Origin of the sequence: Sphingomonas sp. 28-62-11 (assembly GCF_002278865.1) — a bacterium.
Lineage (GTDB): Bacteria > Pseudomonadota > Alphaproteobacteria > Sphingomonadales > Sphingomonadaceae > Sphingomonas.
Map to the genome: position 1 here is coordinate 1 of NZ_NCGB01000041.1, position 24,457 is coordinate 24,457.

Below are 24,457 nucleotides of genomic sequence, written 5' to 3' on the forward strand. Positions count from 1 at the left end.
GGCGGAAAGCCCCCCCACCGGTGGGGCGATCGACATGTCATTGTCGTTCAGGATCACGACCAGCCGGTTGCCGGCCTGGGCGGCGTTGTTCATCGCCTCATAGGCCATGCCTGCCGACATCGCCCCGTCACCGATCACCGCAATGCCCTTGCCCGGCGTGCCTGCGATCTTGTTCGCGATCGCAAAGCCCAAGGCTGCCGAGATCGAGGTCGAGCTGTGCGCGGCACCGAACGGGTCGTACTCAGACTCAGCGCGCTTGGTGAAGCCGGAGAGGCCACCGCCCATGCGCAGCGTCCGAATCCGGTCGCGGCGTCCCGTCAAAATCTTGTGCGGGTAGCATTGATGCCCAACGTCCCACACCAGCCGGTCGTCCGGCGTGTTGAACACATAATGGATCGCCGTCGTCAGCTCGACCACGCCCAGCCCCGACCCGAGATGACCCCCCGTCACCCCAACCGCCGATATCACCTCGGCCCGCAACTCATCCGCCAACTGCGGCAACTGATCTGCTGACAGCAAACGAATGTCGGCGGGGGTGTTGATCTTGTCCAAAAGTGGCGTGTTGGGCACAGACATGCGGTAATGAATCCCTTGTTCAAGCGGCCTTCCTAATCGATTGGTACGCAAAGGTGAACAGGTGGATTGCCCGGGTGTCGGGTAAGCCTGCGTCGCGAAAAGGTGCCCGATCGATCATGCCTGCCACCCCCGCCTGGCCTCCGCAGTCCACGCCCCGGCTATTTACCGACCAGCCGATCGTCCACGGCGCGATCCGCATCGACGGTCCGCAGGCGCATTATCTGATCGCCGTGATGCGCCTGAAACTGGGCGATCCGGTGAAGCTGTTCGACGGAGCAAGCGGCGAATGGCTCGCCACGGCGGCATCGATCGGCAAGCGCGACCTGACACTTGAGGTTAGCGAGCAGCTCCGCCCACGCGAGGCAGTGCCCGATCTGTGGCTTTGCGCCGCGCCGCTGAAGAAGGGGCGGATCGACTGGCTGATGGAAAAGGCCTGCGAGCTGGGGGTCGATCGGGTGGTGCCCGTGGTGACGCGGCGCACCGTGGTCGATCGCCTCAACCTCGATCGGTTGCGGGCGCACATGATAGAGGCTGCCGAGCAGTGCGGGCGGACAGCGGTGCCCAAGCTGGATGAGCCAGTGAAGCTGGCAGTGTTGTTGCGGGATTGGCCTTCGGAGCGTGCGCTGTTCTTCGCGGATGAGAATGGCGGCCTGCCTGCGTTCGAGGCGATGCGCGCCCAGCCCGGTCCGGCGGCGATCCTGATCGGCCCCGAAGGCGGTTTCGACGATGACGAGCGCGCAGCGATTCGCGCCTTGCCAGGTGCCATTGGCATCAGCCTTGGCCCCCGCATCCTGCGCGCTGACACCGCAGCCGCGGCGGCAATCAGCCTGTGGATGGCGGCGGCGGGGGATTGGCAGGCACAGGACTAGCCGCCCACTAGCGCTGCCCCCCCGCCAGCGCTAAAGGCGCAATCCATGAGCACGAAGACCGTTTCAAAAAGCAACGCGGCGGTCATCGAGCACCGCGACCAGTTGATTGCGAGTTTCGCCAAGGGTGAAAAGCCACCCGAACGCTGGCGGATCGGCACCGAGCACGAAAAATTCGTCTACGCGCTGAACGATCACCGGGCGCCTTCCTATGACGAACCCGGCGGTATCCGCGATCTGTTGATGGCGCTGACCGAATTTGGCTGGGAACCGGTGATGGAGGGCGGGAACGTCATCGCGCTCAGCGGCACCGACGGCAGCGTCAGCCTGGAACCCGCCGGACAGTTCGAGCTGTCGGGCGCGCCGCTCGACAATCTACACCAGACCTGCGGCGAAACCGGGCGGCATCTGGAACAGGTGCTGAAGCTCGGCGAGCGCTTCGGGATCGGCTTTCTGGGGCTGGGCATGTGGCCCGACAAGACCCGTGCCGAACTGCCCATCATGCCAAAGGGCCGCTATGCGATCATGCTGCGCCATATGCCGCGCGTGGGCAGCATGGGGCTCGACATGATGCTTCGCACCTGTACCATTCAGGTTAATCTGGATTACCAAACAGAAGCCGATATGGTGAAGAAATTCCGCGTCGGCCTTGCGCTCCAGCCGCTTGCGACCGCGCTGTTCGCCAATTCGCCCTTCACCGAGGGCAAGCCCAACGGTATGCTCTCATACCGCAGCCATATCTGGTCGGATACCGATCCCGCGCGGACCGGCATGCTACCCTTCGTGTTCGAAGATGGGTTCGGCTATGAACGCTATGCCGATTACGCGCTCGATGTGCCGATGTACTTTGTCTACCGCGACGGCAAATATATCGATGCAGCGGGACTTAGTTTTCGGGATTTCCTAAAGGGCGAACTGTCTGTCCTCCCCGGCGAACTGCCGACCACCGATGACTGGAACGATCATCTGTCGACCGCCTTTCCCGAGGTGCGGCTGAAGAGCTTTCTCGAGATGCGCGGTGCCGATGGCGGGCCTTGGAGCCGCATCTGCGCGCTGCCCGCGTTCTGGGTCGGGCTGCTCTACGATCAGAGCGCGCTCGATGCGGCATGGGATCTCGTCAAAGGCTGGTCGATGGAAGAGCGCGAGTTGCTTCGCTCTTCCGTTCCGAAACTTGCGCTCGATGCACCACTCCCCGGTGGCGGTACGTTACGCGATATCGCCGGAGAGGTGCTTGATGTATCGCACAGCGGCCTTTCGGCCCGCGCGCGGCTCGATGCCGGCGGCAGCAACGAAACCGGCTTCCTCGATCCGCTCCGCGAAATTGTCCGCAGCGGCAAGGTGCCTGCGCAAATGCTGCTCGATCGCTATCACGGCGACTGGAACGGCGATGTCAGCCGGATCTACGAGGAAATGCGGTTCTGATCAGCGGCAGGTGATTTGCCCGATAGCCAGCCGAAAAACCTTGGGACGGGACCGTTTCGATCCATCCACGCCGAATAAGCCTGATAATCCGGATCGGCACCCAAATGCTTTTCCTCGGTTTTAGCACGCCAGTAATAGACGGCTGCGACCAGTCCCATCAGGATCGTCGCGCGCGCCGCATCGGCTAGTGATCCCGTGCTCAGCACGGGGATAGTCGCGATCCACCAGAACAGGTTTTTCGACAGATAGGCGGGGTGACGCGACCAGGCATAGGGGCCGTGCGTCAAGATGCCGCGGTGGGTGAGGTTCGAAAAGCGCAGCCCAAAAGCAATCGTTGCCCAGGCATAAATCGCGGTCAGCACCACCAGCACGACCCCGGTGATCGCCAGCAGCACCGGCTGCCCGGCAAACCAGTGCGTCCAGTCCGACGTGCCGGGGTGATAATCAAGCGGCCCGCCATTCCCCATCAGCGTGAACGGCGGATAGCAGATCAGCGCTGCCGTCCAGGCCTGGGCGTGAGGGTTGGCGCTGCGGATGTGTGCGTCGAGCGGGCGCATGGTCAGCACATAGCCGACCGTCGCAAAGGCGACGTCGATCACGAACATGAAGGTGATCAGCCAGTTGGCCAGCGCCACCGGATTGCCCAGCACGACGCTCCAGTCAGCGCGGATGAACTCGCCATAGCCCCCCGGCACGATCGCGAGCATGAAGGCGAGGAAGAATGCCTTTACGGCCCAGCTGCGCAAATGGGCATAAATCGCTTCGGGGTCGACCGGGCCGGTGCCCATCAGCCACGTCCCGAGCGCCCAGGCGCCGTCGCACGGCTCCACCAGCTTGCGATCGAGCCAGATTACATAGGGGATCGACGCCACGAACAGCAAAGGCGCGACCCCACCGAACACCCACATCGAAAAGGGATAATTGCCCCACTGGTTGGTCCAGTAGAAGCGGAACGTGCCATAGATCAGCGCGATCCCGGCCCAGGTCGCCCACAAACCGGCCAGCTTGGTCAGGCTGATGTCCAAAGTGTCGCGCCACGGCGTTTGGCGGGACCAGTCGATCCCGGTGCTGGCGCGCCGATGGACCTTGTCGACCAGCACCGACCACAGGATCATCGGCACCCCGCATGCGGCGACATTGACCAACGCGGCATGCGATCCGTCGAAGTGGAAATAGCGCGCAATCGCCACCCAGGTGATCAACCCGGCAAGCCCGGCCATGCCGACGCCGGTACTGACGGCCGAGATCGGGCGCGGATCAGGGGCATTGGTGGCCGCGCGGGCAAGGGCAGGATCGTGCAACATTGCCGCAACCGATAGCGCGAGAATGGTAAGTAAGGCGTGAAGCACGCTCGCCATCGGGTGCCTTTTGCGCCAATCGGGCGTTATGGGGGTCGTAGAAACCGTTTAAGATACCCAAAGGATTATCGATGACGACCTTCGTAATGGCTATTGCCGCGCTGCTCGCGGCACCCGCGCCCGCCCAAGCAATCCTACCGGGCACCTGGGCCAACCCGTCGAAAAGCGTGCATGTCGCCTTCAAGCGCTGCGGACAGGCGATGTGCGGCACGATCGTGTGGGCGAACGCCAAGGCAAAGGCCGATGCCGCGCGCGGCGGCACGAACAAGCTGATCGGCGCGGTGCTATTCGAAAAATTCGTGGCGGAAACGCCGCGGCGCTGGCGCGGCGCGGTGTTCATTGCCGATATCGGCCAGCGCGTATCGGGCACGATCACCCAGGAAAATGCCAAGACGATCATCGGCGAGGGCTGCCTGATCGCCGGGCTAGGCTGCAAATCGCAGCGCTGGTCGCGGATCAAATAGCCCGCGCCTTCGTGCGCCCGCGCAAGGCCCCCTTTCCGCTGGTCATTTTACTGCTAGACCTTGTGCCATAACGATTTGCACGGGGAGTTTGCTGGTGGGGTATCGGGTTTTTGCGGCTATGGCCGTGTTGTTGGCAACGACGTCCGCGATGGCGCAAACCGCCGCCCCAACGCCCACCCCCGCTGCCGATCCCGCGAAACCCGCCAAGCCCAAATGGGACGTCAACGCACCCCCCGGCATGACGACGCGGCAGGTGCCGATCGACGTGACCGAGGGCAGCTGGATGAACATCGACGTCTCGCCTGAAGGCAAGACGATCGCGTTCGATCTGCTGGGTGATGTTTATACCATGCCGATCGCCGGCGGCACGCCAACGCGGATCGCCGATGGGCTCGCCTATGAACAGCAGCCGCGCTTCTCGCCCGATGGCAAGCGGATCGCGTTCGTTTCCGACCGGGCCGGGGGCGACAATATCTGGCTGATGAATGTCGACGGATCGGACAAGCGCCAGCTGTCGAAAGAAGATTTCCGGCTGCTCAACCAGCCCAGCTGGAGCCCCGACGGGCGGTTCATCACCGCCAAGAAGCACTTCACCACCCAGCGCTCGCTCGGCACGGGCGAGGTGTGGCTGTACCACGTATCAGGCGGCGGCGGCGTTCAGCTCGTCAAGCGCGCGAGCGAGCAGCTGCAAAAGGAACTGGGCGAACCGATCTTCGCGCCCGACGGCAAGGGCATTTATTACACCCGCAACGTCACCCCCGGTCCGATCTTCGAATATGCGCAAAATTCGAACACCGATCTGTTTCATATCGAGCGCTATGACCTCGACAGTGGCGAGGTGACGACGGTGGCGAGTGGGGTCGGCGGTTCAGTGCGCCCCACTCCGTCGCCCGACGGCAAATACCTCGCCTTCGTCCGGCGCGAGCGGGCCAAATCGAAGCTTTATGTGAAGGATCTTTCGTCCGGCCAGGAACGCAAGATTTACGACTCGCTCGATCAGGATGTGCAGGAAACCTGGGCGGTGACCGGCGTGTATCCGAACATGGCCTGGACGCCCGATAGCAAGACGCTGTTGTTCTGGGCGGGCGGCAAGATTCGCCGCGTGGGCGCAGACGGGGCTGGCGCAGCGGAGATTCCATTCCGCGTGAACGATTCCCGCGTGGTGATCGACGCGACGCATCCCGTGGTCGATTTGGCGCCGGCCAGCTTCACCACAAAGATGCCGCGCTGGGCGCAGGTATCACCCGATGGCAAATCGGTCGTCTACGAAACGCTCGGTAAGCTCTGGGTGAAGCCGATGGCGGGCGGCACCGCGCGGCGGCTGACCAGCGACAAAAGCGACGGGTTCGAACTGTGGCCGAGCTGGTCGCGCGACGGGCGGACGATCGCGTTCGTCGGCTGGAGCGATGCGAAGCTCGGCACGATCCGTACCGTGGCGGCAACAGGCGCGGCAGCGCGCGATGTGACGACGCAGCCCGGCCATTATGCCCGTCCGCGTTTCTCCCCTAGCGGCAAGACAATCGTGTTCGAACGCGGCAGCGGCGGCGGGTTGACCGATAATCGTTGGGGCGAGAACCCCGGCATCTACCGCGTCGCGGTTAGCGGCGGCGCGGTATCGCTGATCAGCAAGAATGGCAGCGCACCCCAGTTCGGTGCATCCGACGACCGCGTGTTCATGATCGGCAGCGACAAGGGCAAGCGCCAACTGGTGAGCACCGATCTGTCGGGCGAAACCAAGCGCGTCCACACGACGGGCGAGCTGGTGAACGACTATATCGTGTCTCCCGATGGCGCCTTCGTAGCATTCCGCCAGAATTATCAGGCGTTCGTCATGCCGCTGATGCCCGGCACGCAGGATGTGGCGGCCGACCAGAAGGGCAGCGCCCTGCCCGTTACCCGCGTCAGCGGCGACGGCGCGGAGTTCATCCATTGGTCGAATGGCGGCAAGCAGGTGCATTGGAGCCTTGGCGCGACGTTGTTCACCGCCGAAACGGCCCAGCTTTTCGCCACCGCGCCGCAAGGTGCCGATGCGCCCAAATTCAAGGCACCCACCACTGGCGTGTCGCTGGCGATGGATGTAACCGCCGCCAAGCCGACCGGCGTCGTCGCGCTCACCGGGGCGCGGATCGTGACGATGGCCAACAAGGCCGGCGGGATCATCGATAACGGCGTCATCGTTATCACAGGGGATCGGATCACCGCGATCGGCAAGGCCGATGCCGTGACGATCCCGTCCGGCGCGAAGACGATCGATGTCGCTGGGAAAACGATCATCCCCGGGCTGGTCGATGCCCATGCGCATGGCCCGCAGGGCGATGATGAGCTGATCCCGCAGCAAAACTGGTCGGCAATCGCCAATCTGGCGTTCGGCACCACAACGATCCACGATCCATCGTCGCGCGCCGCCGAAATCTTCGTGGCGGCCGAAATGCAGCGCGCGGGCAAAATCCTTGCTCCACGCATCTTTTCGACCGGCGAGATCATCTATGGCGCGAAATCGCCCGACGTGTTTGCCGATATCAGCAGCTATGAGGATGCGCTCGCCAATGTGCGTCGCCTGAAGGCACAAGGCGCGCATTCGGTGAAGAACTACAATCAGCCCCGCCGCGAACAGCGCCAGATGGTCGTCAAGGCAGCGCAGGCCGAGGGGATGGAAGTCGTTCCCGAGGGCGGTTCGCTGTACACGATGGATCTGAGTCTGATCCAGGACGGCAATTCGACGGTTGAGCATAATGTGCCGCTCGACATCTTTTACGCCGATTTCGTCAGTCTGTGGACGCAGACCAAAACTAACTACACGCCGACACTGGTCGTTACCTATGGCGGTCCGGCGGGTGACCCCTATTGGCGCGCGCATACCGATGTGTGGAAGCATCCGTTGCTGACCAAGCATGTGCCGCCAGGTCTTCTCGCGGCGCAAAATGTCCGCCGCGTGCTCGCACCCGAGGAGGATTATGTCGACGCCGCCAGTGCGCGCGAAGCCAAGAAGCTGGCCGATAAGGGCATTCAAGTGTCGATCGGCGCGCATGGCCAGCAGGCGGGGTTGGGGTCGCATTGGGAAATGTGGTCGTTCGTGCGCGGTGGGTGGAGCCCGGTCGAGGCGCTTGCTGCCGGCACGATCATGCCCGCCACCTCGCTTGGCTATGCGAAGGATGTCGGCTCGCTCGAAGTCGGCAAACTTGCCGATCTGGTGGTGCTCGATGCCGATCCCACGGTCGATATCCGCAATACCGAAAAGATCAGCCGGGTGATGCTCGGCGGTCGCCTCTATGATCCGGCGACGATGAACGAGGTCGAGACTGGCACGGCCAAGCGTGCCCCCTATTGGTGGGAAAAGGGCGGCAATCCAAGCGCTGGCAGCCAGATGGTGACCAGTTACGGCCATGCTGACTGATCGACCGGCATGAAAGCACACAGGCGGTTGACCGTCGCCCCGTCTGTGTGGCAGTCGCGCGGTGGTTCGCGGGTATAGTACAATGGTAGTACAGCAGCCTTCCAAGCTGAATACACGGGTTCGATTCCCGTTACCCGCTCCACCTTTCCGATCTGGATGGACCCCATGACCGCATCGACCCTGGCCGAGGCGAAGGCACAGATCATTGCCGCTGGGCGCTGGCTCGACGGCAAGGGCTGGGCACCCGCGACGGCCGGCAATTATTCGATGCGGCTTCCCGATGGCCGGTTCGCGATCACCGTTTCGGGCTGGCACAAGGGGCGGCTGACCGATTTCGGCGTGATGACGGTGGATGCCGAGGGCAAATCGCTCGACGGCAAGAAGCCCTCGGCCGAAACCGCACTCCACATGGCGCTTTATGCCCGCTTCCCGCAGGTGAACGCGGTGCTGCACAGCCATTCGCCCGAAGCCGTCGGCATGAGCCGCGCTTACCGCAAGGCGACGCATTACAAGCTGACCGGGCATGAGATGTTGAAGGTGCTGCCCGGTTTCACCACGCATGACGCGGTGTTCGCGCTGCCGATCGTCGACAACAGCCAGGACATGGCCGACATCCTGACGGCGCTTGAGCCCGCGATGCTGGCCGAATCGCCGCCGCCTGCCTATCTTATCCGCGGGCACGGCCTGTATGGCTGGGGCCGCGACATGGCAGAGGCCGAACGCGTGATCGAAGGCGTCGAATGGATGATCGCCGCTGAACTCGCCGAGGCGCGTTTCCGGGAGAGTATGCGATGAGCCGGTTGCAGATTTTCGGCGACAGCGATGCGAATGCCTTGCTGCTCGAAACTTCCGATGCCGACGTGATCGCGCACGAGCTCGCGGGCATCGGCGTCCGCTTCGAACGCTGGCCGACGCGGCCTGTCGCGAGCGCCGACGAGGTGCTGACCGTTTATGCGCCCGAAATCGAAAAGCTGGTCGCAGCGGACGGCTATCAATCGATCGACGTGATGGGCGTGACCCCCGATCATCCCGACCGCGCGACGATCCGGACCAAATTCCTGTCCGAACACACCCATGCTGAGGACGAAATCCGCTTCTTCGTCGAGGGCGAAGGGCTGTTCACGCTCCACGAACAGGGCCGGGTGTTCAACATGCTGTGTACGCAGGGTGACCTGATTTCGGTGCCCGCCGGCATGCGCCACTGGTTCGATATGGGCGCGGCGCCCAAATTCACGGTGATCCGCCTGTTCCTCAATCCTGATGGCTGGATCGCACAGTTCACTGGCGACGACATTGCCGATCGCTTTCCCCGGCTCGAGCGCGCCGACGCGTGACGAAAGCGATACTGACCGACATCGAGGGGACGACATCGTCGATCTCCTTCGTCGCCGACGTGCTGTTTCCCTATGCGCGAGAGCGGCTGGGTAGTTATTGCGCGGCGCATCCTGCGGAAGTCGCGCCGATCCTCGCCGAGGTACAGGCGATCGAGCCCGGCGATCCGATCGCAACGATGCAGCGCTGGATCGACGAGGATCGCAAGATCACCCCGCTCAAGACGCTGCAGGGGATGATCTGGGACGGCGGCTTTCGCGAGGGCGCGTTCAAGGGGCATGTCTATCCCGATGCGGTGGCAGGTCTCCGGCGCTGGCATGCGGCTGGGCTGAAGCTGTATGTTTTCTCGAGCGGATCGGTGGCAGCGCAGAAGCTGATCTTCGGGTTTAGTGAGGCGGGCAATCTGACCGAGCTCTTCTCGGGCTATTTCGACACGACGACGGGGCCGAAGCGTGAGGCGGTGGCCTATACGCGGATTGCCGAGGCCATCCGATTCGCGCCGGGCGAGGTGCTGTTCCTGTCGGACGTGGCGGCGGAAACCGATGCGGCGAAGGCAGCGGGGATGCAGGCGCTGCTGATCGATCGCGAGGGTGGGCCGGCGGATATCGCGAGCTTTGATGAGATCAACCTCTAACCAATCAACCCATTGCCCGTTTGTTTCGAGCGAAGTCGAGAAACAGGCCACAAGCGGTGCACAGCGTTTCTCGACTTCGCTCGAAACGAGCGGGTCGGCGAGAGGAGCAAAACCCATGAAACTCAACGGCACCCACACCCGATCGATCATGCGCACCGATGATGGCAAAGGCGCGCGCATCCTCGACCAGCGCGATCTGCCGTGGAAAGTCACCTGGGTCGACCTGCGTGACGCCGCCACCGCCGAGCGCGCGATCCGCGAGATGTGGACGCGCGGCGCGCCGCTGATCGGCGCGACGGCGGCTTATGGGCTGGCGCTGGCGCTGGCTGAGGATGCGAGCGACGAAGGGCTGGACACCGCGCACAAGTTCCTGCTCGAAGCACGCCCCACCGCCGTCAACCTGCGCTGGGCATTGGATGATGTCGCCGCACATGTTCGTCCCCTTCCCGTTGCCGAACGCGCGCAAGCCGCTTTCGCCCGCGCCGACCAGATCGCCGATGACGACGCCGCGATGAGCGAAAAGATCGGCGCGCATGGGCTAGCCATCCTCCGCGATCTCCACGCGCAGCACCCCGATCGCCCGCTCAACATCCTGACGCATTGCAACGCGGGCTGGCTGGCGACGGTCGATTACGGCACCGCGACCGCGCCCATTTACATGGCGCATGATGCGGGCATTCCGGTGCACGTCTGGGTCGACGAAACCCGCCCGCGCAACCAGGGTGCGCTGCTCACCGCGTTCGAACTCGCCAGCCACGGCGTGCCGCACACGGTGATCGTCGACAATGCCGGCGGGCATCTGATGATGAACGGCCAGGTCGATATGGTGATCGTCGGCACGGACCGGGTCGCCGCCAACGGCGACGTCTGCAACAAGATCGGCACCTATCTGAAGGCGCTCGCGGCCAAGGACAACGACATCCCCTTCTACGTCGCGCTCCCCAGCACCACCTTCGACGCGACCACGCCGACGGGCGCCGACGTGCCGATTGAGGAGCGATCGGGCGAGGAAGTGACCCACGTCCAGGGCGAAGGCGGCGCGATCCGTGTGACGGCATCGGGCGCGGCGAACCCGGCGTTCGACGTGACGCCCGCACGGCTGGTGACGGGGTACATTACCGAGAAGGGCGTGAGCGCGACGATTTGAGGGGGAGTTCGAATACTGCGCTCCCCCCTTTCGTCACCCCGGACTTGTTCAGGGGCCCACCGCTTCATTAGACGCGTCAGTGGTTGCGGCGCAGTGGACCCCGGCACAAGGCCGGGGTGACGGTTGAAGCAATTGCCGCCCCGACACCAAAGTGACAGATTGCCGCGGGGGACATTGCCGAATGAAGCTGTCATCACGTTATGGATTGATCGGGATCGGCGGGCTGGCGCTGTTGTCGCTGACGCACTGGTTGCGGAGTTTGAACGGCGATTGGCCATCGGTAGTGTCATATCTTATCGGTGTGATGCCAAACGTGGCAGCGGCGATTGCCATCCCATTCGTTTTCATGGGCATCTGGGCAGACCAGCGGAAGGACGCCCCGGTGGGCGTGGTAAGACGCTGGTTCTTCCCGACGGCGGCAATGTCGTTAGCGGGCCTGATTGGGTGGGAGCTGATTCAACGCGGCAGCGGCGGTTTGGTGTTCGACGTCAATGACCTTGGCGCGACGGTTGTTGGCACTGTGATCGGGGCCGGACTTTTCGCGCTCGTGACGCCCCGGACCGCCCCTTAAGGCCGCCGCGCCATCTTCTCGATCGCCGCATCTATCGTCGCGTCCGCCTTCGCAAAGCATAGTCGCACCACATTCGTAACTGCGTCCTGCGCGTAGAAGGCGCTTACGGGGATCGCCGCGACGCCCGCCTCATCGACCAGCCATTCGCAGAAAGCCACGTCGCCCATCGCGATGCCGCTCGCGGCCAAGTCGATCGACAAGAAGTAGGTCGCGTGGCTCGGCAGCACTTTGTATCCCAGCCCCGTCAGCCCCGCTGTCAGTCGATCCCGCGACCGCTGAAAACCTGCGCGCATGCCGGTGAAGTACGCCATTTCCTTGCCCAACCCGTAAGCCGCCGCCGCCTGCAGATTGGGCGGCGTGGTGAAGGTGAGGAACTGGTGCGCCTTGGCGATCCCCTGCGACAGTGCAGGCGCAGCGCACAGCCAACCGACTTTCCACCCGGTGAGCGAGAAGATCTTGCCCGCCGAACCGATTTTGACGGTGCGGTGACGCATGCCGGGCAACGTCATCAGCGACACATGCGCGCGGCCATCGAACACGACATGTTCCCACACTTCGTCGCAGATCGCCGTAACATCATGCGACACGCAGAAATCGGCCAGCAGCGCGAGTTCCTGTGGCGTCGCCATTGTCGCGGTGGGGTTGAGCGGGGTGTTGAGGATGAGCAATTTGGTGCGCGGGCTGGCGACCTTGGCCAGCGCCTCGGCGGTGATCTTCCATTCGGGCGGTTCGAGCCGAACCAGTCGCGCAACCCCGCCCGCGCGCTGCACCAGCGGCAGATAGGCGTCGTAGAGCGGCTGGAACATCACCACCTCATCCCCCGGCGACACCAGCGCCAGGATGGTTGCCGCCAGCGCCTCCGTCGCGCCCGACGTGACGATCACTTCGCTTGCATCGAGATCGAGGCCCTGATGCGCGGCGTAATGATTAGCCACCGCCTGGCGCAGCACCGGCAGCCCGGCCATCGGCGGATACTGGTTCGAGTCGCCGAGCAGCGCCCGCGCGGCTTCCTGGAGAACGTCGGCCGGCCCTTTGCCGTCGGGAAAGCCCTGCCCCAAATTGATCGCGCCATTCGCCCGCGCGCGCGCGGACATTGCTTCGAAGATCGTGGTGCCAAGGTTGGCGTACAGCGGGTTCATGCAGGGTCCTTGAGATAAAGCAGCGCGGGGATCAACGGGGACCGAACTTCTCGTTCCCCTTGTACTTCCTCCGTTCGGGCTGAGCGAAGTCGAAGTCCACGCGCTGTGCATGCCCTTCGACTACGCTCAGGGCGAACGGACGTGGGAAGGTTGGGGGTAACGTTTTAGCAGGGTCACTAACCCTCACCGCACCCTTACCCCGATCCAGAACAGCCTTGGCGTCCCCAGATCGATCGAACCACCTGCGTTGCGCGTCACCACATCGGCGTCGAACAGATTTTCCGCTCGCGCCACGATCGCGAACCGCTTGCCGATCGGCAATTGCGCGGTTGCATCGAGCGTGACGACGCCGGGCAGGACATCGCTTTCAAGGTCATCCTCGAATTGCGCGCCAGTGTAACGCAACGTCGTCGATAAGCGCATGCCGCCAGCAGGGGCCCAACCAAGCGTTGCGCTGGCCGCCTGACGCGGGCTTTGGGCGGGGCGAAGGCCATCGAGCGCCAGCGCCGCGCCCGATGCCGACACGCGCGAATCGCTGAATGCATAGGATGCCGACAGCGACCACGCGCCGCGCCGCGCCTCACCCGTCACCTCGACCCCGCGCGCGACGATCGCATCGACATTGCGGCGCTGGCGGACATTGGGGCCAGTGGTGACGTTGGCGATTGCCCCCTCCAGCCGGTTGTAAAACGCCGTCACCCCGATCGACACGCCACGCGCCGGCGAGAGATCAATCCCGCCCTCGATACCGCGCAACCGCTCCAGCCCGAGCGCCGCGTTGGCCTGAGTGGTGATCGGGAAGACGACGAAGGGGCGGTATAGTTCGTTTAACGTCGGCAAGCGGAAGCCAGTATATCCAGCCATGCGCAGTGCGATCCCCTCACCGGGCCGGTACAAAGCGCCTGCCCGCCCGGTCACTTCGGTGCCGGTACGACCGGCGAAATGCTGGTTGGCGGTACGCACGCCTGCAGCCGATGCCTCGCTGAAAAAACCATCCGTGATCGACCAGCGATCCGCGCGCACGCCACCAGTGAGTACCAGCTTGCCCAGCGTCCAATCATCCTCGAAGAACGCGCCGATCGTGCGCGTCGTACCGCCAGCATTACGTCGCGCGATAACTAGGCCGGTGACGCCGCTATAGGCATCCTCGAACAATTCCCCGTCGGCAAGACGCATGTCGACACCGACTCGCAGCAGGTGATCCGCCCCCACCGGCGGTCGCAGCTCGATCTTGCCGCCGATCCCGGTCGCAGGCGTAGCGCGCTGATCGAGCGTCAGGCGAAAATTGGTCGCGCTGATCACCTTGTTGGTAAAGTTTCGCGCCTGAAGATAAGCGATCACATCGATAGCCCAGGCCCCGCGATGCACCACCCGGATGCTGGCATCCTGCCCCTCGGTGCTGCTGTCTGCCCCGCGAAAGCGAAGCGTGCGGTTATCGCCGAACACCAGCGCGCGTACCTGCAGCTCCGTCACGGCATCGATCGGCGCGACTGCCCGCAGCCCGACCGACCAATCACGATAACGCGCGCGGGTAGTGGCGGACACGCGCTGGGCGGTGGGTGTCGTGAAAAAGCCATCGCCGCGCTCGAACCGGCCCGACAGGGTGGCAAAACCATCGCCCAGATCAGGCGAAACACTGGCGCTCATCTCCTGCGCATCGTTGCTACCATAAAAGGCGCTCCCGTCTCCCACCGGCAGATCGCGCCGCGTTGCGCTGACCAGTTCGATCGTGCCCGCCACCGCGCCCGCGCCAAACGCCCCTGCCCCGCCGCCGCGCGTCACTCGCACCGCGGACAGCCTGTCGCCGACGATTGCGGTGAACGGGATATGCCCGAAAAACGGATCGGCCACCGGCACCCCGTCAAGCAGCACCAGCGCCCGGCTCGATGCATTGCCCCCCAGCGAACGCAGCGTCACACCCTGCGCAGTGGGATTGGCAGATCGGCTGTCCGAACGTCGGAATTGTTGGAACCCCGCCACATCGCGCAGCACATTTTCCACCCGCCCCGATGCATCACCCGTCAGCCGATCACGCCCGATAACGACCGATCCATAGGCAGGGGTTCCCGGCGGCAATGGCAATTCCCCGCCAATGACGACGATATCATCGGGCGGTGGCGGCGGCACGGTTTGAGCCATGCCCGGCGCACACCATGGCGCGGTGCCCAGCAAAGCTGCGGCCAAACGCAACGGGCGATCAGCACGGATAACGCGATACTCCTGCGGCAAAGATCAGTTCTGCAAAATGCCGATCGCCTGGCTGGCAAAGCGCAGTCTTTCACCCATCACCGTAATGACATAGGTGAGCAAGGCCTGTGTCAGCGCCGGATGATCGGCCATCAGCCGGGCATAGGAATCGGCGCTGAGTTCGTAAAGCACGCTGTTTGCTTCCGCCACGATATTGGCGCTGCGGGGCTGCTGCGTCAGCAAACCCATTTCGCCAATAGTCGTATGTTCGCCCAGGCTGCGCACCCGCACCTGCCGGTGCTGACCGATATTGACGACCACACCGATCCGGCCTTCGAGGATGAAGTGCATCGAATCCGACGGCGCACCCTGGGTCGCGATCAGCGCGTTGGCGGACACTTCGATGCGGCGGCAATGCTGCGCAAGCGTTTCGGCAAATCGGCGATCGCGTAACGCTGTGCCAAGCCAGTCGATAAAGGTTTCGCGATCATCGGCGACCGCGCGGTGGCGCTGGATGATGATGTTTTCGCAATGCTCCAACGCATGATCCAGATCATCACCCAGAATCACATCATCGCCCAGCAACCCGCCGATCTGAAACGCACGGCGGATATCCTCGCTCATGTTGACGAGCACCAGCGAAACGCAATTTCGACCGGCGAGCAGCTTGATCTGATTGAAACTGTGGGTAGCGGACGAGTCGATTCCGGTCACCAGCCGGAAATCGAACAGCAAAAAGCGACAATTGGTGTTCGCCGCGATCAGCCCCTTGATGTGCTGGTAAAGTCCGTTGGCGGAGCCGAAGAAGAGATAGCTTTGCAGCGCCATGCCTTGCAACTCCGACCCATTGTCGTTCAAAATGGCGAGATCACGCCCGCCGCGATCAAGCGATGAGCGATAGCTGCGGCCATCGAAGCTGAACTTGATCGCGTTCACCCGGCTGGCGCTGAGCGCGAAGGTCGCGCAGCCCGTGACGATCCCGAAGATCACCCCGAACACGAACCCCCAGAAAAAGATAATCGCGACGATCGCCAGCAGCGACAGATAATCGGTCAGCATCAGCCGCCGCGCCGATTGCACCAGCCAGCGGTAAAGCAGATCGATTCCCATATAGAGCAACAGGCCGCCCAGCACGCTTTTGGGCACGAACGCGAGGAAGGCGGGATCGACCACCAGCATCAGTGCGGCGATTACCGAAACCGTGATACCTGCCAGTCGCCCGGTCGCCCCTGCGGCATGTGCCAGCGTCGATCGACTGAGCGACATGCAGCTGACATAGCCGCCGATAACCGCTGACATGAGATTAGCGGCGCCGAGCGCGTTAAGCTCACGGTTCAAGTTCGCCTCGCGTTCGGTGGCGAGTTCGATGCCCGCTGTATTCAGCAGCGCGCTGATCGTGGTGACGAACATAACGGCGAGCATGTCCCCCAATAGTGACGGCATCGCCGCCCAGGGAAAGCGCATCAGCGCATCGGCGGTCCAGGGAATCGAGATCGCAACCGGCGATTGGCGCGCAAATGTCCAACCCGCCGCTTGCGCATCGGCGATCGGTACCGAAGCCGCAGCAAGCAGCACATAAAACAGCGCCACCGCACCAGCCAGCACTGTTGGCAGCGTGAATGCGCTTTTGAACCGCGCCCGTGCCACCAGCAATGTGGCGGCAATCGCGATGCCCGCGAGAATCTTCGCCATGCTCTGCGGCGTGGTCAGCGCTTCAATATTGGCGAGCGCGAATTTGTGATCGGTCATAACCTGCACCGATCCGGAGACGATCAGGACGCCAGTGGCCCCGAGAAACCCGCCGATCACCGGATAGGGGATGAAGCGGATTGCGCGACCGGCCCGCGCCAGACCCAAAAGGCACAGGAACAGCCCTGAAATCCCACTGCCCATGGCGATGATCATCAGCGCCGGGCCAATCAGCGCCCCGCCGCCAACGCCATCGGTGATCATTTGGTGCGCCAGTGCAGCGGACAAGGCGGCAGTAACCGCCGAGGTCGACGAATCGGGGCCTGCAATCATGAACGGCATCGAGCTGCGCAGCGCTACCACCAGGGCCGCGATCGCCGTGGTCAGGAACGTCGCAGCGAGACCGGTGGACAAACCAGGCGCAAGCGGCCCGGCAAAAATGAGCGCGGCATAGGAAATACCGAAGAGAATCGAGAGCAAACCACAGATCGAACCCGAGAAAATGTCATTCAGCCAGCCGTAAATCCGCTCGCCGATGGGCCGTTCGCGCGCATCCATCGCCGGTGCGCCGATTTCATCTGATACGCTGACCGATTCACCCATGCGTTCGATGCCCTCCTCCAAACGGTGGTTTCCAGCATCACTTGCCCCCCGGTTCGGCGCTGTGTGAAACCAGCGGTAACTATAATGACATATTTGTGAAACCCAACGGCCAATCCATCGTCGCTGTCCCGCATTGAGCGGCCGCGACGGATGATCGGTATGGAATGGTGGCAGGGCTTGTATCGAACTAAAGGATTAGTCATTTGTTTTTATTTTATAATTAGTTAGTTACATAACTTACCCCCACATTCACCCCCACAATTTTTGAGGGCGAGTGCGATCAATTTGTCAGCAAACCGTGAAGCGCGTTTTCACGTGCACGGCCTGAAACGGCTCAGACTACGCCTAGATGGTGCGATTAATCGATCCCGTATCCGCTGCCCATTTTAGATTCGTCGAGCGATGCCGAACGGCAATAGTTTGGGCGTACTCGCCATGCAAAATGCGTTCTCTGAATGACGGCCTTTGGTGGATACCTAGGTTAACAAATTCTTCGCGTGTCCGGTCCTGCGCGACGGCGGGTGATGCGGCGAGAAGGCCGGCGGCAATGGCAATGGTCGAAGTCTTCACGGGTCGATTTCCTTGAATTTGAATGGCTGTCCGTCAGCCTGCGGCGATCAGCCGTTTGAGTTTGGCGAGCGCGGTGTCCTGGCCCTCCTGATGATCGACGGTGGTCACGAACTCGCCCTCTCGCCCCATCAGGAAGATGGTCGCGGTATGGTCGATCGTGTAGTCGCCGCCTGGCTGCGGCACCTTTTCGTAAAAGACGTGATACGCCTTAACGACTTGCGCGATCTGCGCATCGGTGCCGGTCAGTCCGATGATCGGCGTGCCAAACAGCGCGACATAGTGGCCGATGTCAGCCGGCTTATCGTGGCCGGGATCGACCGAGACGTAGACGATGTTGAACTTCAGGCCATCAGCCCCGAGTTGCTTCCGCAGCGCCGCCAGACGATTGAGCGTCGTCGGGCAGACATCGGGGCAGCGGGTGAAGCCGAAAAAGATCGCGAACGGCTTGCCCTTCAGCGTCTCGTTGCTGACCGGCTTGCCCGCTGGATCGGTCAGCACGAACGGGCCGCCGATCGCCCTGGCATAGCTTTGCGCGGGCGATGGTGGCGCGCTTTGCCGCTGGACGAACAGATAGGCCGCAACGCCCGCCGCAAGCGCGACCAGCCCCCACAGAGCGATCCGAACCAAGCGCAGGCGTCCGCCCGCCTCAATGCCCGGCATGGTTGCCACCTTCCGGGCCAGCATAGGCGATTGCCTCGACCTTGAAATTGATCTTGACCTTGCCCGCACGCTGGAAGCGCAGCTCGGCAGGGACCATCGTGCCCTGCTTGAGTGGCGCTTTCAGGCCGATGAGCATGATGTGAAAGCCGCCCGGCTTGAGCGCTACCTTGTTGCCGGCTGGTATCTCTAGCCCGCCGGGCAGCTCGCGCATTCGCATGACGCCGTCCGTCATCGAAACGGTATGAATTTGTACCTCGGCGGCGGCGGGCGATGATGCTGACATCAGTCGGTCGGCCTGCTTGCCGGTGTTGGTGATCGTCAGGAACCCGCCACCGGCGCTCTGGCCGGGTGCGGTCTCGCGCGACCAGGGATGGCCAATCTTGAGTTTGCCGACCGTTGCATCGTGCGCAGAGAGCGGGACGGCAAGGATCGCGCCGGTCAGCGCGAGGAGGTTTCGGGCATAGGTCATTGGTAATTCTCCGAATGGATGGGAAGCGAAGTGGCTAGGGCGCTGGCCGGTCCGTTGGCCGACAGGGCGATGTGAATGGGCATAAGCAGCAGGATGGCGAGCCAAGCGGAGCGCCTGATCCGGCGCAGCTTGCGGATGTGCCACGGCAGGGATGCGCGGTTCGCCTGCATTTGCAGATCGAACGCGCCCTCGCGCGACCGCTCGGGTCGCGCGACGACAGGATAAGCCATTGAATATATCTCTCGTCACGGCGCTGCGCTGCCGCGATCGGCAGTGGGCGGGTCAGCAGATCAGGCGGGCAGGATCAGCCGAAGACCGGCGGCGCGCGCAGCGGCGGCCGCAGACGAGAAGGCGCGAGTTGAGCGCGCGAGACAACGGGCAGGAACCCGAGCGTCAGGACATAGGCAAGGGCGAGGCCGACCAGCACCAGATCGGCACCCGGCGCAGCAGCCATGCTGAGCCCGGAAAAGGCGCAAGGCGGATGGGCATTGTTGCCATCCTGATGATCGCCGCCCTGATCTTCGGCGCTCTTGCCCAGATCGAGCGCCACCATCTGCGGCCCTTGGCCCGAGCAGAGCGCGACCATGATCGTGCCGTTCGACGGCATGACCATAAACCCCTGCGGCACGATCGCTTTGGCGAGCAGCGCCACCGCGACCAGAAACAATGCCAGCCGCTGATGCTTCAGGAAATAGACGCGCCAGAGTGCCATCAACGCCGCCTAGACCAATCCCGATCATTTGTCATCGGACCGAGGCCAGCGATCAAGACCGCCCGCTTTGGAGCCTGATGCGGAGCGAGATCAGGACTCTCGACAATGACCGACCGCATCTTTCGGTAGGCGACTGGTGCTTTCACGAACCATCGCTCATGGCGATCCAATCAAGCCGATCGCCCCGGCGCTTTTCCAGATCATATACGCCGCAACGACAAAAATCAGACCGGCAAATATCGTCGTCAGCTTGCCCCCATCAGCAAGCCGCTTCGCCAGCATCGTGCCGCCAAGCCCGCCGATGATGCCACCGGCAATGAACACCCCGGCAAGCGGCCAGTCGATCAACCCCGACCAGGCATAGTTTGCCGCCGTCGTCAGCCCGAAAGCGGTAACGGCGATCAGGCTCGTGCCGACGGCATTGATGATCGGCATGCCCGTTGCAGCCACCAGCCCCGGCACAATCAGGAACCCTCCGCCAATGCCGAAAAAGCCGGAAAACGCGCCCGTGCCGACTCCAAAGCCGAGCACTTTCGGTGCATTGGTGCGGTCGCACACGACCGCCTCGACGCCCTGGTTGTTCCGCCCGCGCAGCATTGCCGCGCCGACCACGACCATGACGAGCCCAAACAGGAACAGCAGCCGATCGCCGTCAAATGCCTTGCCCACCGTTGATCCGGCAAGTGCGCCGAAAATGCCTGCAGCCGCGTACATCCCCCCGCACCGCCACTTGACGGTGCCCGATCGGGCATGGCTGATCAGTCCGGTCGCGGCGTTGACGGCCACCGCCAGCGCGCTGGTGCCGATCGCGATATGCGGGCTCGCCACCCCAACGACATAGACCATCAGCGGCACGGCCAGGATCGATCCACCCCCGCCAACCAGCCCGAGCGTGAAGCCGACGAGCACGCCGGACAGCGCGCCAAGTCCGTAATGAAGGGTATCGATCAAGCGTAATCAGACCGTGTCGAGCGGGATTTTGAGATAGCGCGTGCCATTGGCCTCGGGCTCGGGCAGGTGGCCGCCGCGCATATTGACCTGGATGGCAGGCAGAATCAGGCGCGGCATGTCCAGCGTGGCATCGCGCGCCGTCCGCATCGCGACGAATGCATCCTCGTCCACGCCGTCATGAACATGAACATTCCCGTCGCGCTGGGCGCCGATCGTCGTCTCCCAGGCAAAGATATCGCGTCCGGGGGCCTTGTAATCATGGCACAGGAACAGGCGTGCCGCGCGGGGCAGCGACAGAAGGCGACGGATCGAGCGAAACAGCTGGCGCGCATCGCCGCCTGGAAAATCGGCGCGTGCCGTGCCGAAATCGGGCATGAAGATCGTGTCACCGGGGAACACAGTGTCGCCGATCACATAGGCAAGGTCGGCAGGCGTATGGCCGGGAACGTGCAGAACGATCGCCTCCAGCCCGCCGATGCTGAAACGATCGCCATCGTCGAACAACTGGCCAAATTGCGATCCATCGCGATCGAAGCTGGTGCTTTCGTTGAACAGCGTGCCGAACACTTGCTGCACCGTCGTGATAGCCCGGCCGATGGCGATCTTGCCGCCCAATTTTTCCTGCAAATAGGGCGCGGCAGAGAGATGATCGGCATGGGCGTGCGTTTCGAGCAACCATTCGACGGTCAACCCCTCCGCGCGGACATAGTCGATGATCGCATCGGCCGAGGCATGACCGGTGCGCGCCGAAGCAGGATCGAAGTCCAGCACTGAGTCGATGACCGCGGCGATCCGGCTGCCGGGATCATGAACGACATGGCTGGCCGTGAAGGTCGCCTCATCGAAAAAGCTGCGAACGATGGCGCGCGGCGCTTCCCCGATCAGGCTTGCGGTGATGGTGGCAGATGCGCGATCAATGATCGCGTCGCGCGGCGTGGAAGCCATAACTTACTCCTGGGATTTCACGATTACGTAAATGATATGATCATGTAAGCGTCTTGCGTCAATCGTTCGGCGGTGGCATATTCGATCATCGACGGGCGAAAGGGCGAGAAAATTGGACGATCTAAGGCGGTTGGTAACACCCTGCGGGCCCGCGAGGCTCGGCGATCCGCTTCCCAATTTCACCGCGAGAACGACGCAAGGCGTCAAGTCGCTTAGTGATTTTCGCGGAAAATGGTTGATCCTGTTTTCGCATCCCGCCGATTTCACCCCGGTCTGCACCAGCGAATTCGTGGCCATTGCCCGTGCTGCAGATCGGTTCGCAGCGCTTGATTGCAACCTGATGGCGCTGTCGGTTGACAGCCTTTTCTCCCACTTTGCCTGGCTCCGCGCGATTCATGAGAAATTCGGCGTCAAGGTGGAGTTTCCACTGATTGAAGATCCGACGCTCGAGATTGCCCGCGCCTATGGCATGATCGCGCCCGACGCGCTCGACGCGGCATCGGTGCGGGCGACCTATTTCGTCGATCCTGAGGGCCGCTTGCGCGCTTCGACTTGTTATCCGGCCACGGTTGGCCGTTCGGTCGATGAAATGGTGCGGCTGCTCGCCGCGCTTCAGCGCACCGATGCGCAGCACGCGCTCGTCCCGGCCGACTGGACACCGGGCAACGATCTGCTGACCGTACCCAGCCAGTTGCTGCCCGATGTGTTCGCCGCCAACGATCCCACCGAGTGGTTCTATACCCCCATGAAGGATGCGGGCTGATCATGGGCGTTGATCTGCGCGCGGTCGATATCGAGATGCATGCCGAATTGCTCCGTGCGATCGCACATGCGGTGCGGCTCGATCTCCTGCGCACGCTGACCGGCGGGGAGCGCAGCGTCAGCGACCTTGAGGCGGCAACCGGCGTAGTGCAGCCCGGCTTGTCGCAACAGCTCGGCATTTTGCGCAAGGCCGACCTTGTGCTGACCCGGCGCGAGGCGAAACAGGTGTTTTACCGCATCAATCACATGCGCTTCGCTGAATTGAGCGCCCTGCTCGATGCTTTTGCGGATACGATCGCCGTGCCGCGCCGCGATGCGTTGTCCGACCGCATGACAAGCGGCGGCGGTGCCGCAATGTTCGCCCGAATGCAGTAGCAGGCAGGCGGGGTGGCGGGCCTGCTCTCTACCGCCCCGTCAGGCCAGCGACGCCATCGCCCAGCAGATCACCGTCGATCCGCTGGCCATAATAATCCCCGTTCGGGTGAAAGAGCGCGCGCGCGTCGGCGATGCTGCCGGTCTGGCGCGGATCGCGGGGGCGGTCTCGACTGTCCATGAAGGCCGCGACGTCCCAGGCTTGTTGGTTGCTCAGGCTATATCCCTGCCCCAAGGGCATGTTCGCCTTGATGAAACCCGCGGCGTTGGCGACCCTGGCCATCCCCGCCCCCCAATTGAACGACTGCGCCCCCCAGAGCGGCGGGACGGCATAGCCGCCATCATCAGCCTTTTGGCCCTGCCCATCGACACCATGGCACGCCGCGCAATGCTGGGAATAAACCTTGGCGCCGCGCTGCGGATCATGACCGGGCGCGGTCGGCTTGAGTTTCAGAAATCCCCTGCCAGGCAGATCGACGCCGGTCGGCGCTCCCTTGGCAAGCCAGAAGAAGTACATCTGCAGATCGCGATAGATCGGATCGGCGGGGGGTGGCGCGCTGCCGCTGGAGGAAACCTGCGCATTGATCGAATAGGTGAAGCAATCGCGAATACGATCCTCCATCGTATTGATCCGCCCGTTCTTGGCGCGATGGGCGGGATAGACGCCCCATGCAGCCCACATTGGCGCTGCATGGGGCTGGCGACCGGAGTTCAGGTGGCAATTGCTGCATGACAGGCCGTTACCAACATAAGCGCCTGCATTCGCTTTGGTATGGAGGAAAATCTGCTGCCCGCGCCGGATCGCGGCACCCTCGGGCCCGCCGGGTATCGCCGAATCGGGTGGTGGCGTAAACGATATCGGCACTGCTGGGGTCGAAGCTACCCGTGCGGTCGGGGCGTCGACGCCGCCGCGCAAGCCGATCATGTACATGACCGCGCCGACAATGATGATCGCGAGCGGGATACCCGCCCAGGCAAGGAAACGTCGCCCCAATGTTCGCTGGGACGTGTCACTCAATCCGTCATGCATCTCTCGTCCCTGGTCAGTCCGCCCACCCGATCCGGCGGCATCTAACGTCTCATTCGGGCAGCAAGGCCCAGCCACGCAGTTGCAGGTTCGCCATGGTCGTCATAGCCGAGACATCAACCCTGACGCCGGTTGCGACGTTCTTTACTTCATATTTGTGCGCATACAGCGCCTGCCCGCAAACCGCGACAACGACACCCGCCGCCCGCAACTTGGCGATCAGCGCGATGTTGGGGTTGTTCGGCACCTTGGTCTGGGCAGCATAAACGGCGTCGTTGGTGATGATCTGGGTGGCGGGACCATAGAGGATCGCGACGATATCGCCCGGTTTCACATGGACGCCGTCGGCGGCGAGCAGGTTGAGGAAGCGCGCAACGCGTTCGAGCGAAGCGTTGGGCTTGGCTGGATCGGCGCTTGCCTTCGTTACGGGAAACACGACGCGGTAGCGCAGCACTGGATCAGGCCGCTCCATCGCCCCCTCGGTCGGGAAGCCCGCGCCAAAGGATTCGATCGCCGGCGCGCGGTGCTCCTGCGCAAAGCCGGGGCCTGCCGTAGCGAATGTCACCAGCGCGGCGACAGCAAACCATAGTTTCATCGAGCTCTCCCT

At 63.1% G+C, this 24,457-nt stretch carries 25 protein-coding genes and 1 tRNA gene; 12 read left to right on the top strand and 14 right to left on the bottom strand.

The features are described 5' to 3' along the window. Positions 1–576 (bottom strand): 1-deoxy-D-xylulose-5-phosphate synthase N-terminal domain-containing protein (locus tag B7Y49_RS12620; protein WP_374127954.1); only part of this gene is annotated, 576 nt, incomplete at its 3' end. Positions 577–692: 116 nt separating this feature from the next. Between B7Y49_RS12620 and B7Y49_RS12625 the strand changes: the two genes are divergently transcribed. Next, positions 693–1,445 carry a 16S rRNA (uracil(1498)-N(3))-methyltransferase gene (locus B7Y49_RS12625; protein WP_374127955.1) on the top strand — a complete coding sequence of 251 codons (753 nt, stop codon included), beginning with the start codon at positions 693–695 and terminating at the stop codon, positions 1,443–1,445. A gap of 45 nt (positions 1,446–1,490) precedes the next feature. Next, positions 1,491–2,864, top strand: a complete 1,374-nt coding sequence (locus B7Y49_RS12630) for a glutamate--cysteine ligase (RefSeq protein ID WP_374127956.1) — start codon at positions 1,491–1,493, stop codon at positions 2,862–2,864. On the opposite strand, the gene B7Y49_RS12635 is transcribed toward B7Y49_RS12630, so the two are convergent. Further along, on the bottom strand, positions 2,843–4,168 hold the full coding sequence (locus tag B7Y49_RS12635; RefSeq protein WP_374127977.1) for an isoprenylcysteine carboxylmethyltransferase family protein: 1,326 nt from the start codon (positions 4,166–4,168) through the stop codon (positions 2,843–2,845). The two genes, B7Y49_RS12630 and B7Y49_RS12635, sit on opposite strands and share 22 nt — an antisense overlap. 125 nt (positions 4,169–4,293) lie before the next feature. Between B7Y49_RS12635 and B7Y49_RS12640 the strand changes: the two genes are divergently transcribed. The 8 genes from B7Y49_RS12640 (at position 4,294) to B7Y49_RS12675 (ending at position 11,764) form a co-directional block, all read left to right on the top strand. Further along, complete coding sequence (locus B7Y49_RS12640; RefSeq protein WP_374127957.1) at positions 4,294–4,686, top strand: DUF2147 domain-containing protein; 393 nt, start codon at positions 4,294–4,296, stop codon at positions 4,684–4,686. 118 nt (positions 4,687–4,804) lie between these two features. Continuing rightward, the gene (locus B7Y49_RS12645; protein ID WP_374127958.1) at positions 4,805–8,080 is read left to right on the top strand and encodes an amidohydrolase family protein; all 3,276 of its coding nucleotides are present in this window, start codon (positions 4,805–4,807) and stop codon (positions 8,078–8,080) included. Positions 8,081–8,148: 68 nt separating this feature from the next. Then, a tRNA-Gly gene (locus tag B7Y49_RS12650) sits at positions 8,149–8,222 on the top strand. Positions 8,223–8,245: 23 nt separating this feature from the next. Then, complete coding sequence (mtnB, locus tag B7Y49_RS12655) at positions 8,246–8,875, top strand: methylthioribulose 1-phosphate dehydratase (protein WP_374127959.1); 630 nt, start codon at positions 8,246–8,248, stop codon at positions 8,873–8,875. Continuing rightward, complete coding sequence (locus B7Y49_RS12660; RefSeq protein WP_374127960.1) at positions 8,872–9,414, top strand: acireductone dioxygenase; 543 nt, start codon at positions 8,872–8,874, stop codon at positions 9,412–9,414. Before mtnB ends, B7Y49_RS12660 begins: the two co-directional genes overlap by 4 nt. Next, positions 9,411–10,046: an acireductone synthase gene (gene mtnC / locus B7Y49_RS12665; protein WP_374127961.1), complete on the top strand. Its 636-nt coding sequence runs from the start codon at positions 9,411–9,413 to the stop codon at positions 10,044–10,046. The genes B7Y49_RS12660 and mtnC overlap by 4 nt, the downstream gene beginning before the upstream one ends. A 115-nt stretch (positions 10,047–10,161) precedes the next feature. Continuing rightward, positions 10,162–11,193 carry an S-methyl-5-thioribose-1-phosphate isomerase gene (mtnA, locus tag B7Y49_RS12670; RefSeq protein ID WP_374127962.1) on the top strand — a complete coding sequence of 344 codons (1,032 nt, stop codon included), beginning with the start codon at positions 10,162–10,164 and terminating at the stop codon, positions 11,191–11,193. Between the two features lie 181 nt (positions 11,194–11,374). Next, positions 11,375–11,764, top strand: a complete 390-nt coding sequence (locus B7Y49_RS12675) for a hypothetical protein (protein ID WP_374127963.1) — start codon at positions 11,375–11,377, stop codon at positions 11,762–11,764. Here the strand turns inward: B7Y49_RS12675 and B7Y49_RS12680 are convergent. The 10 genes from B7Y49_RS12680 to B7Y49_RS12725 form a co-directional block, all read right to left on the bottom strand. Beyond that, positions 11,761–12,903 (bottom strand): pyridoxal phosphate-dependent aminotransferase, encoded by a 1,143-nt coding sequence (locus B7Y49_RS12680; protein WP_374127964.1) that lies wholly within the window; start codon positions 12,901–12,903, stop codon positions 11,761–11,763. The genes B7Y49_RS12675 and B7Y49_RS12680 overlap by 4 nt on opposite strands. Before the next feature lie 183 nt (positions 12,904–13,086). Then, entirely contained in the window at positions 13,087–15,042 is a 1,956-nt protein-coding gene (locus tag B7Y49_RS12685) for a TonB-dependent receptor (protein ID WP_374127965.1), read from the bottom strand. A 93-nt stretch (positions 15,043–15,135) separates the two neighbouring features. Further along, complete coding sequence (locus B7Y49_RS12690) at positions 15,136–17,382, bottom strand: SLC26A/SulP transporter family protein (RefSeq protein WP_374127966.1); 2,247 nt, start codon at positions 17,380–17,382, stop codon at positions 15,136–15,138. Between the two features lie 345 nt (positions 17,383–17,727). Beyond that, positions 17,728–17,952 carry a hypothetical protein gene (locus B7Y49_RS12695; protein WP_374127967.1) on the bottom strand — a complete coding sequence of 75 codons (225 nt, stop codon included), beginning with the start codon at positions 17,950–17,952 and terminating at the stop codon, positions 17,728–17,730. Between the two features lie 33 nt (positions 17,953–17,985). Next, a complete protein-coding gene (locus B7Y49_RS12700) occupies positions 17,986–18,612 on the bottom strand; it encodes an SCO family protein (protein ID WP_374127968.1) in 627 nt (208 codons plus the stop codon). Then, positions 18,599–19,081 carry a copper chaperone PCu(A)C gene (locus B7Y49_RS12705; RefSeq protein ID WP_374127969.1) on the bottom strand — a complete coding sequence of 161 codons (483 nt, stop codon included), beginning with the start codon at positions 19,079–19,081 and terminating at the stop codon, positions 18,599–18,601. Before B7Y49_RS12705 ends, B7Y49_RS12700 begins: the two co-directional genes overlap by 14 nt. Next, the gene (locus tag B7Y49_RS12710) at positions 19,078–19,311 is read right to left on the bottom strand and encodes a hypothetical protein (RefSeq protein ID WP_374127970.1); all 234 of its coding nucleotides are present in this window, start codon (positions 19,309–19,311) and stop codon (positions 19,078–19,080) included. The genes B7Y49_RS12705 and B7Y49_RS12710 overlap by 4 nt, the downstream gene beginning before the upstream one ends. 74 nt (positions 19,312–19,385) lie before the next feature. After that, positions 19,386–19,793: a DUF2946 family protein gene (locus B7Y49_RS12715; protein ID WP_374127971.1), complete on the bottom strand. Its 408-nt coding sequence runs from the start codon at positions 19,791–19,793 to the stop codon at positions 19,386–19,388. 156 nt (positions 19,794–19,949) lie between these two features. Continuing rightward, positions 19,950–20,741: a sulfite exporter TauE/SafE family protein gene (locus B7Y49_RS12720; RefSeq protein WP_374127978.1), complete on the bottom strand. Its 792-nt coding sequence runs from the start codon at positions 20,739–20,741 to the stop codon at positions 19,950–19,952. Positions 20,742–20,750: 9 nt separating this feature from the next. Then, positions 20,751–21,689, bottom strand: coding sequence for an MBL fold metallo-hydrolase (locus B7Y49_RS12725; protein WP_374127972.1), 939 nt, complete (start codon positions 21,687–21,689; stop codon positions 20,751–20,753). A gap of 112 nt (positions 21,690–21,801) precedes the next feature. Here B7Y49_RS12725 and B7Y49_RS12730 point away from each other — a divergent pair, with 112 nt between their 5' ends. Together B7Y49_RS12730 and B7Y49_RS12735 are read left to right on the top strand one after the other, a co-directional pair. Beyond that, positions 21,802–22,452, top strand: coding sequence for a peroxiredoxin (locus B7Y49_RS12730; RefSeq protein WP_374127973.1), 651 nt, complete (start codon positions 21,802–21,804; stop codon positions 22,450–22,452). A 2-nt stretch (positions 22,453–22,454) separates the two neighbouring features. Continuing rightward, complete coding sequence (locus tag B7Y49_RS12735; RefSeq protein WP_374127974.1) at positions 22,455–22,826, top strand: helix-turn-helix transcriptional regulator; 372 nt, start codon at positions 22,455–22,457, stop codon at positions 22,824–22,826. A gap of 28 nt (positions 22,827–22,854) precedes the next feature. Here the strand turns inward: B7Y49_RS12735 and B7Y49_RS12740 are convergent, their stop codons facing one another. Both B7Y49_RS12740 and B7Y49_RS12745 read right to left on the bottom strand, forming a co-directional pair. Next, a complete protein-coding gene (locus B7Y49_RS12740; protein ID WP_374127975.1) occupies positions 22,855–23,853 on the bottom strand; it encodes a c-type cytochrome in 999 nt (332 codons plus the stop codon). 49 nt (positions 23,854–23,902) lie between these two features. Beyond that, on the bottom strand, positions 23,903–24,457 hold a 555-nt coding region (locus B7Y49_RS12745; protein ID WP_374127976.1), incomplete at its 5' end, for a DsrE family protein.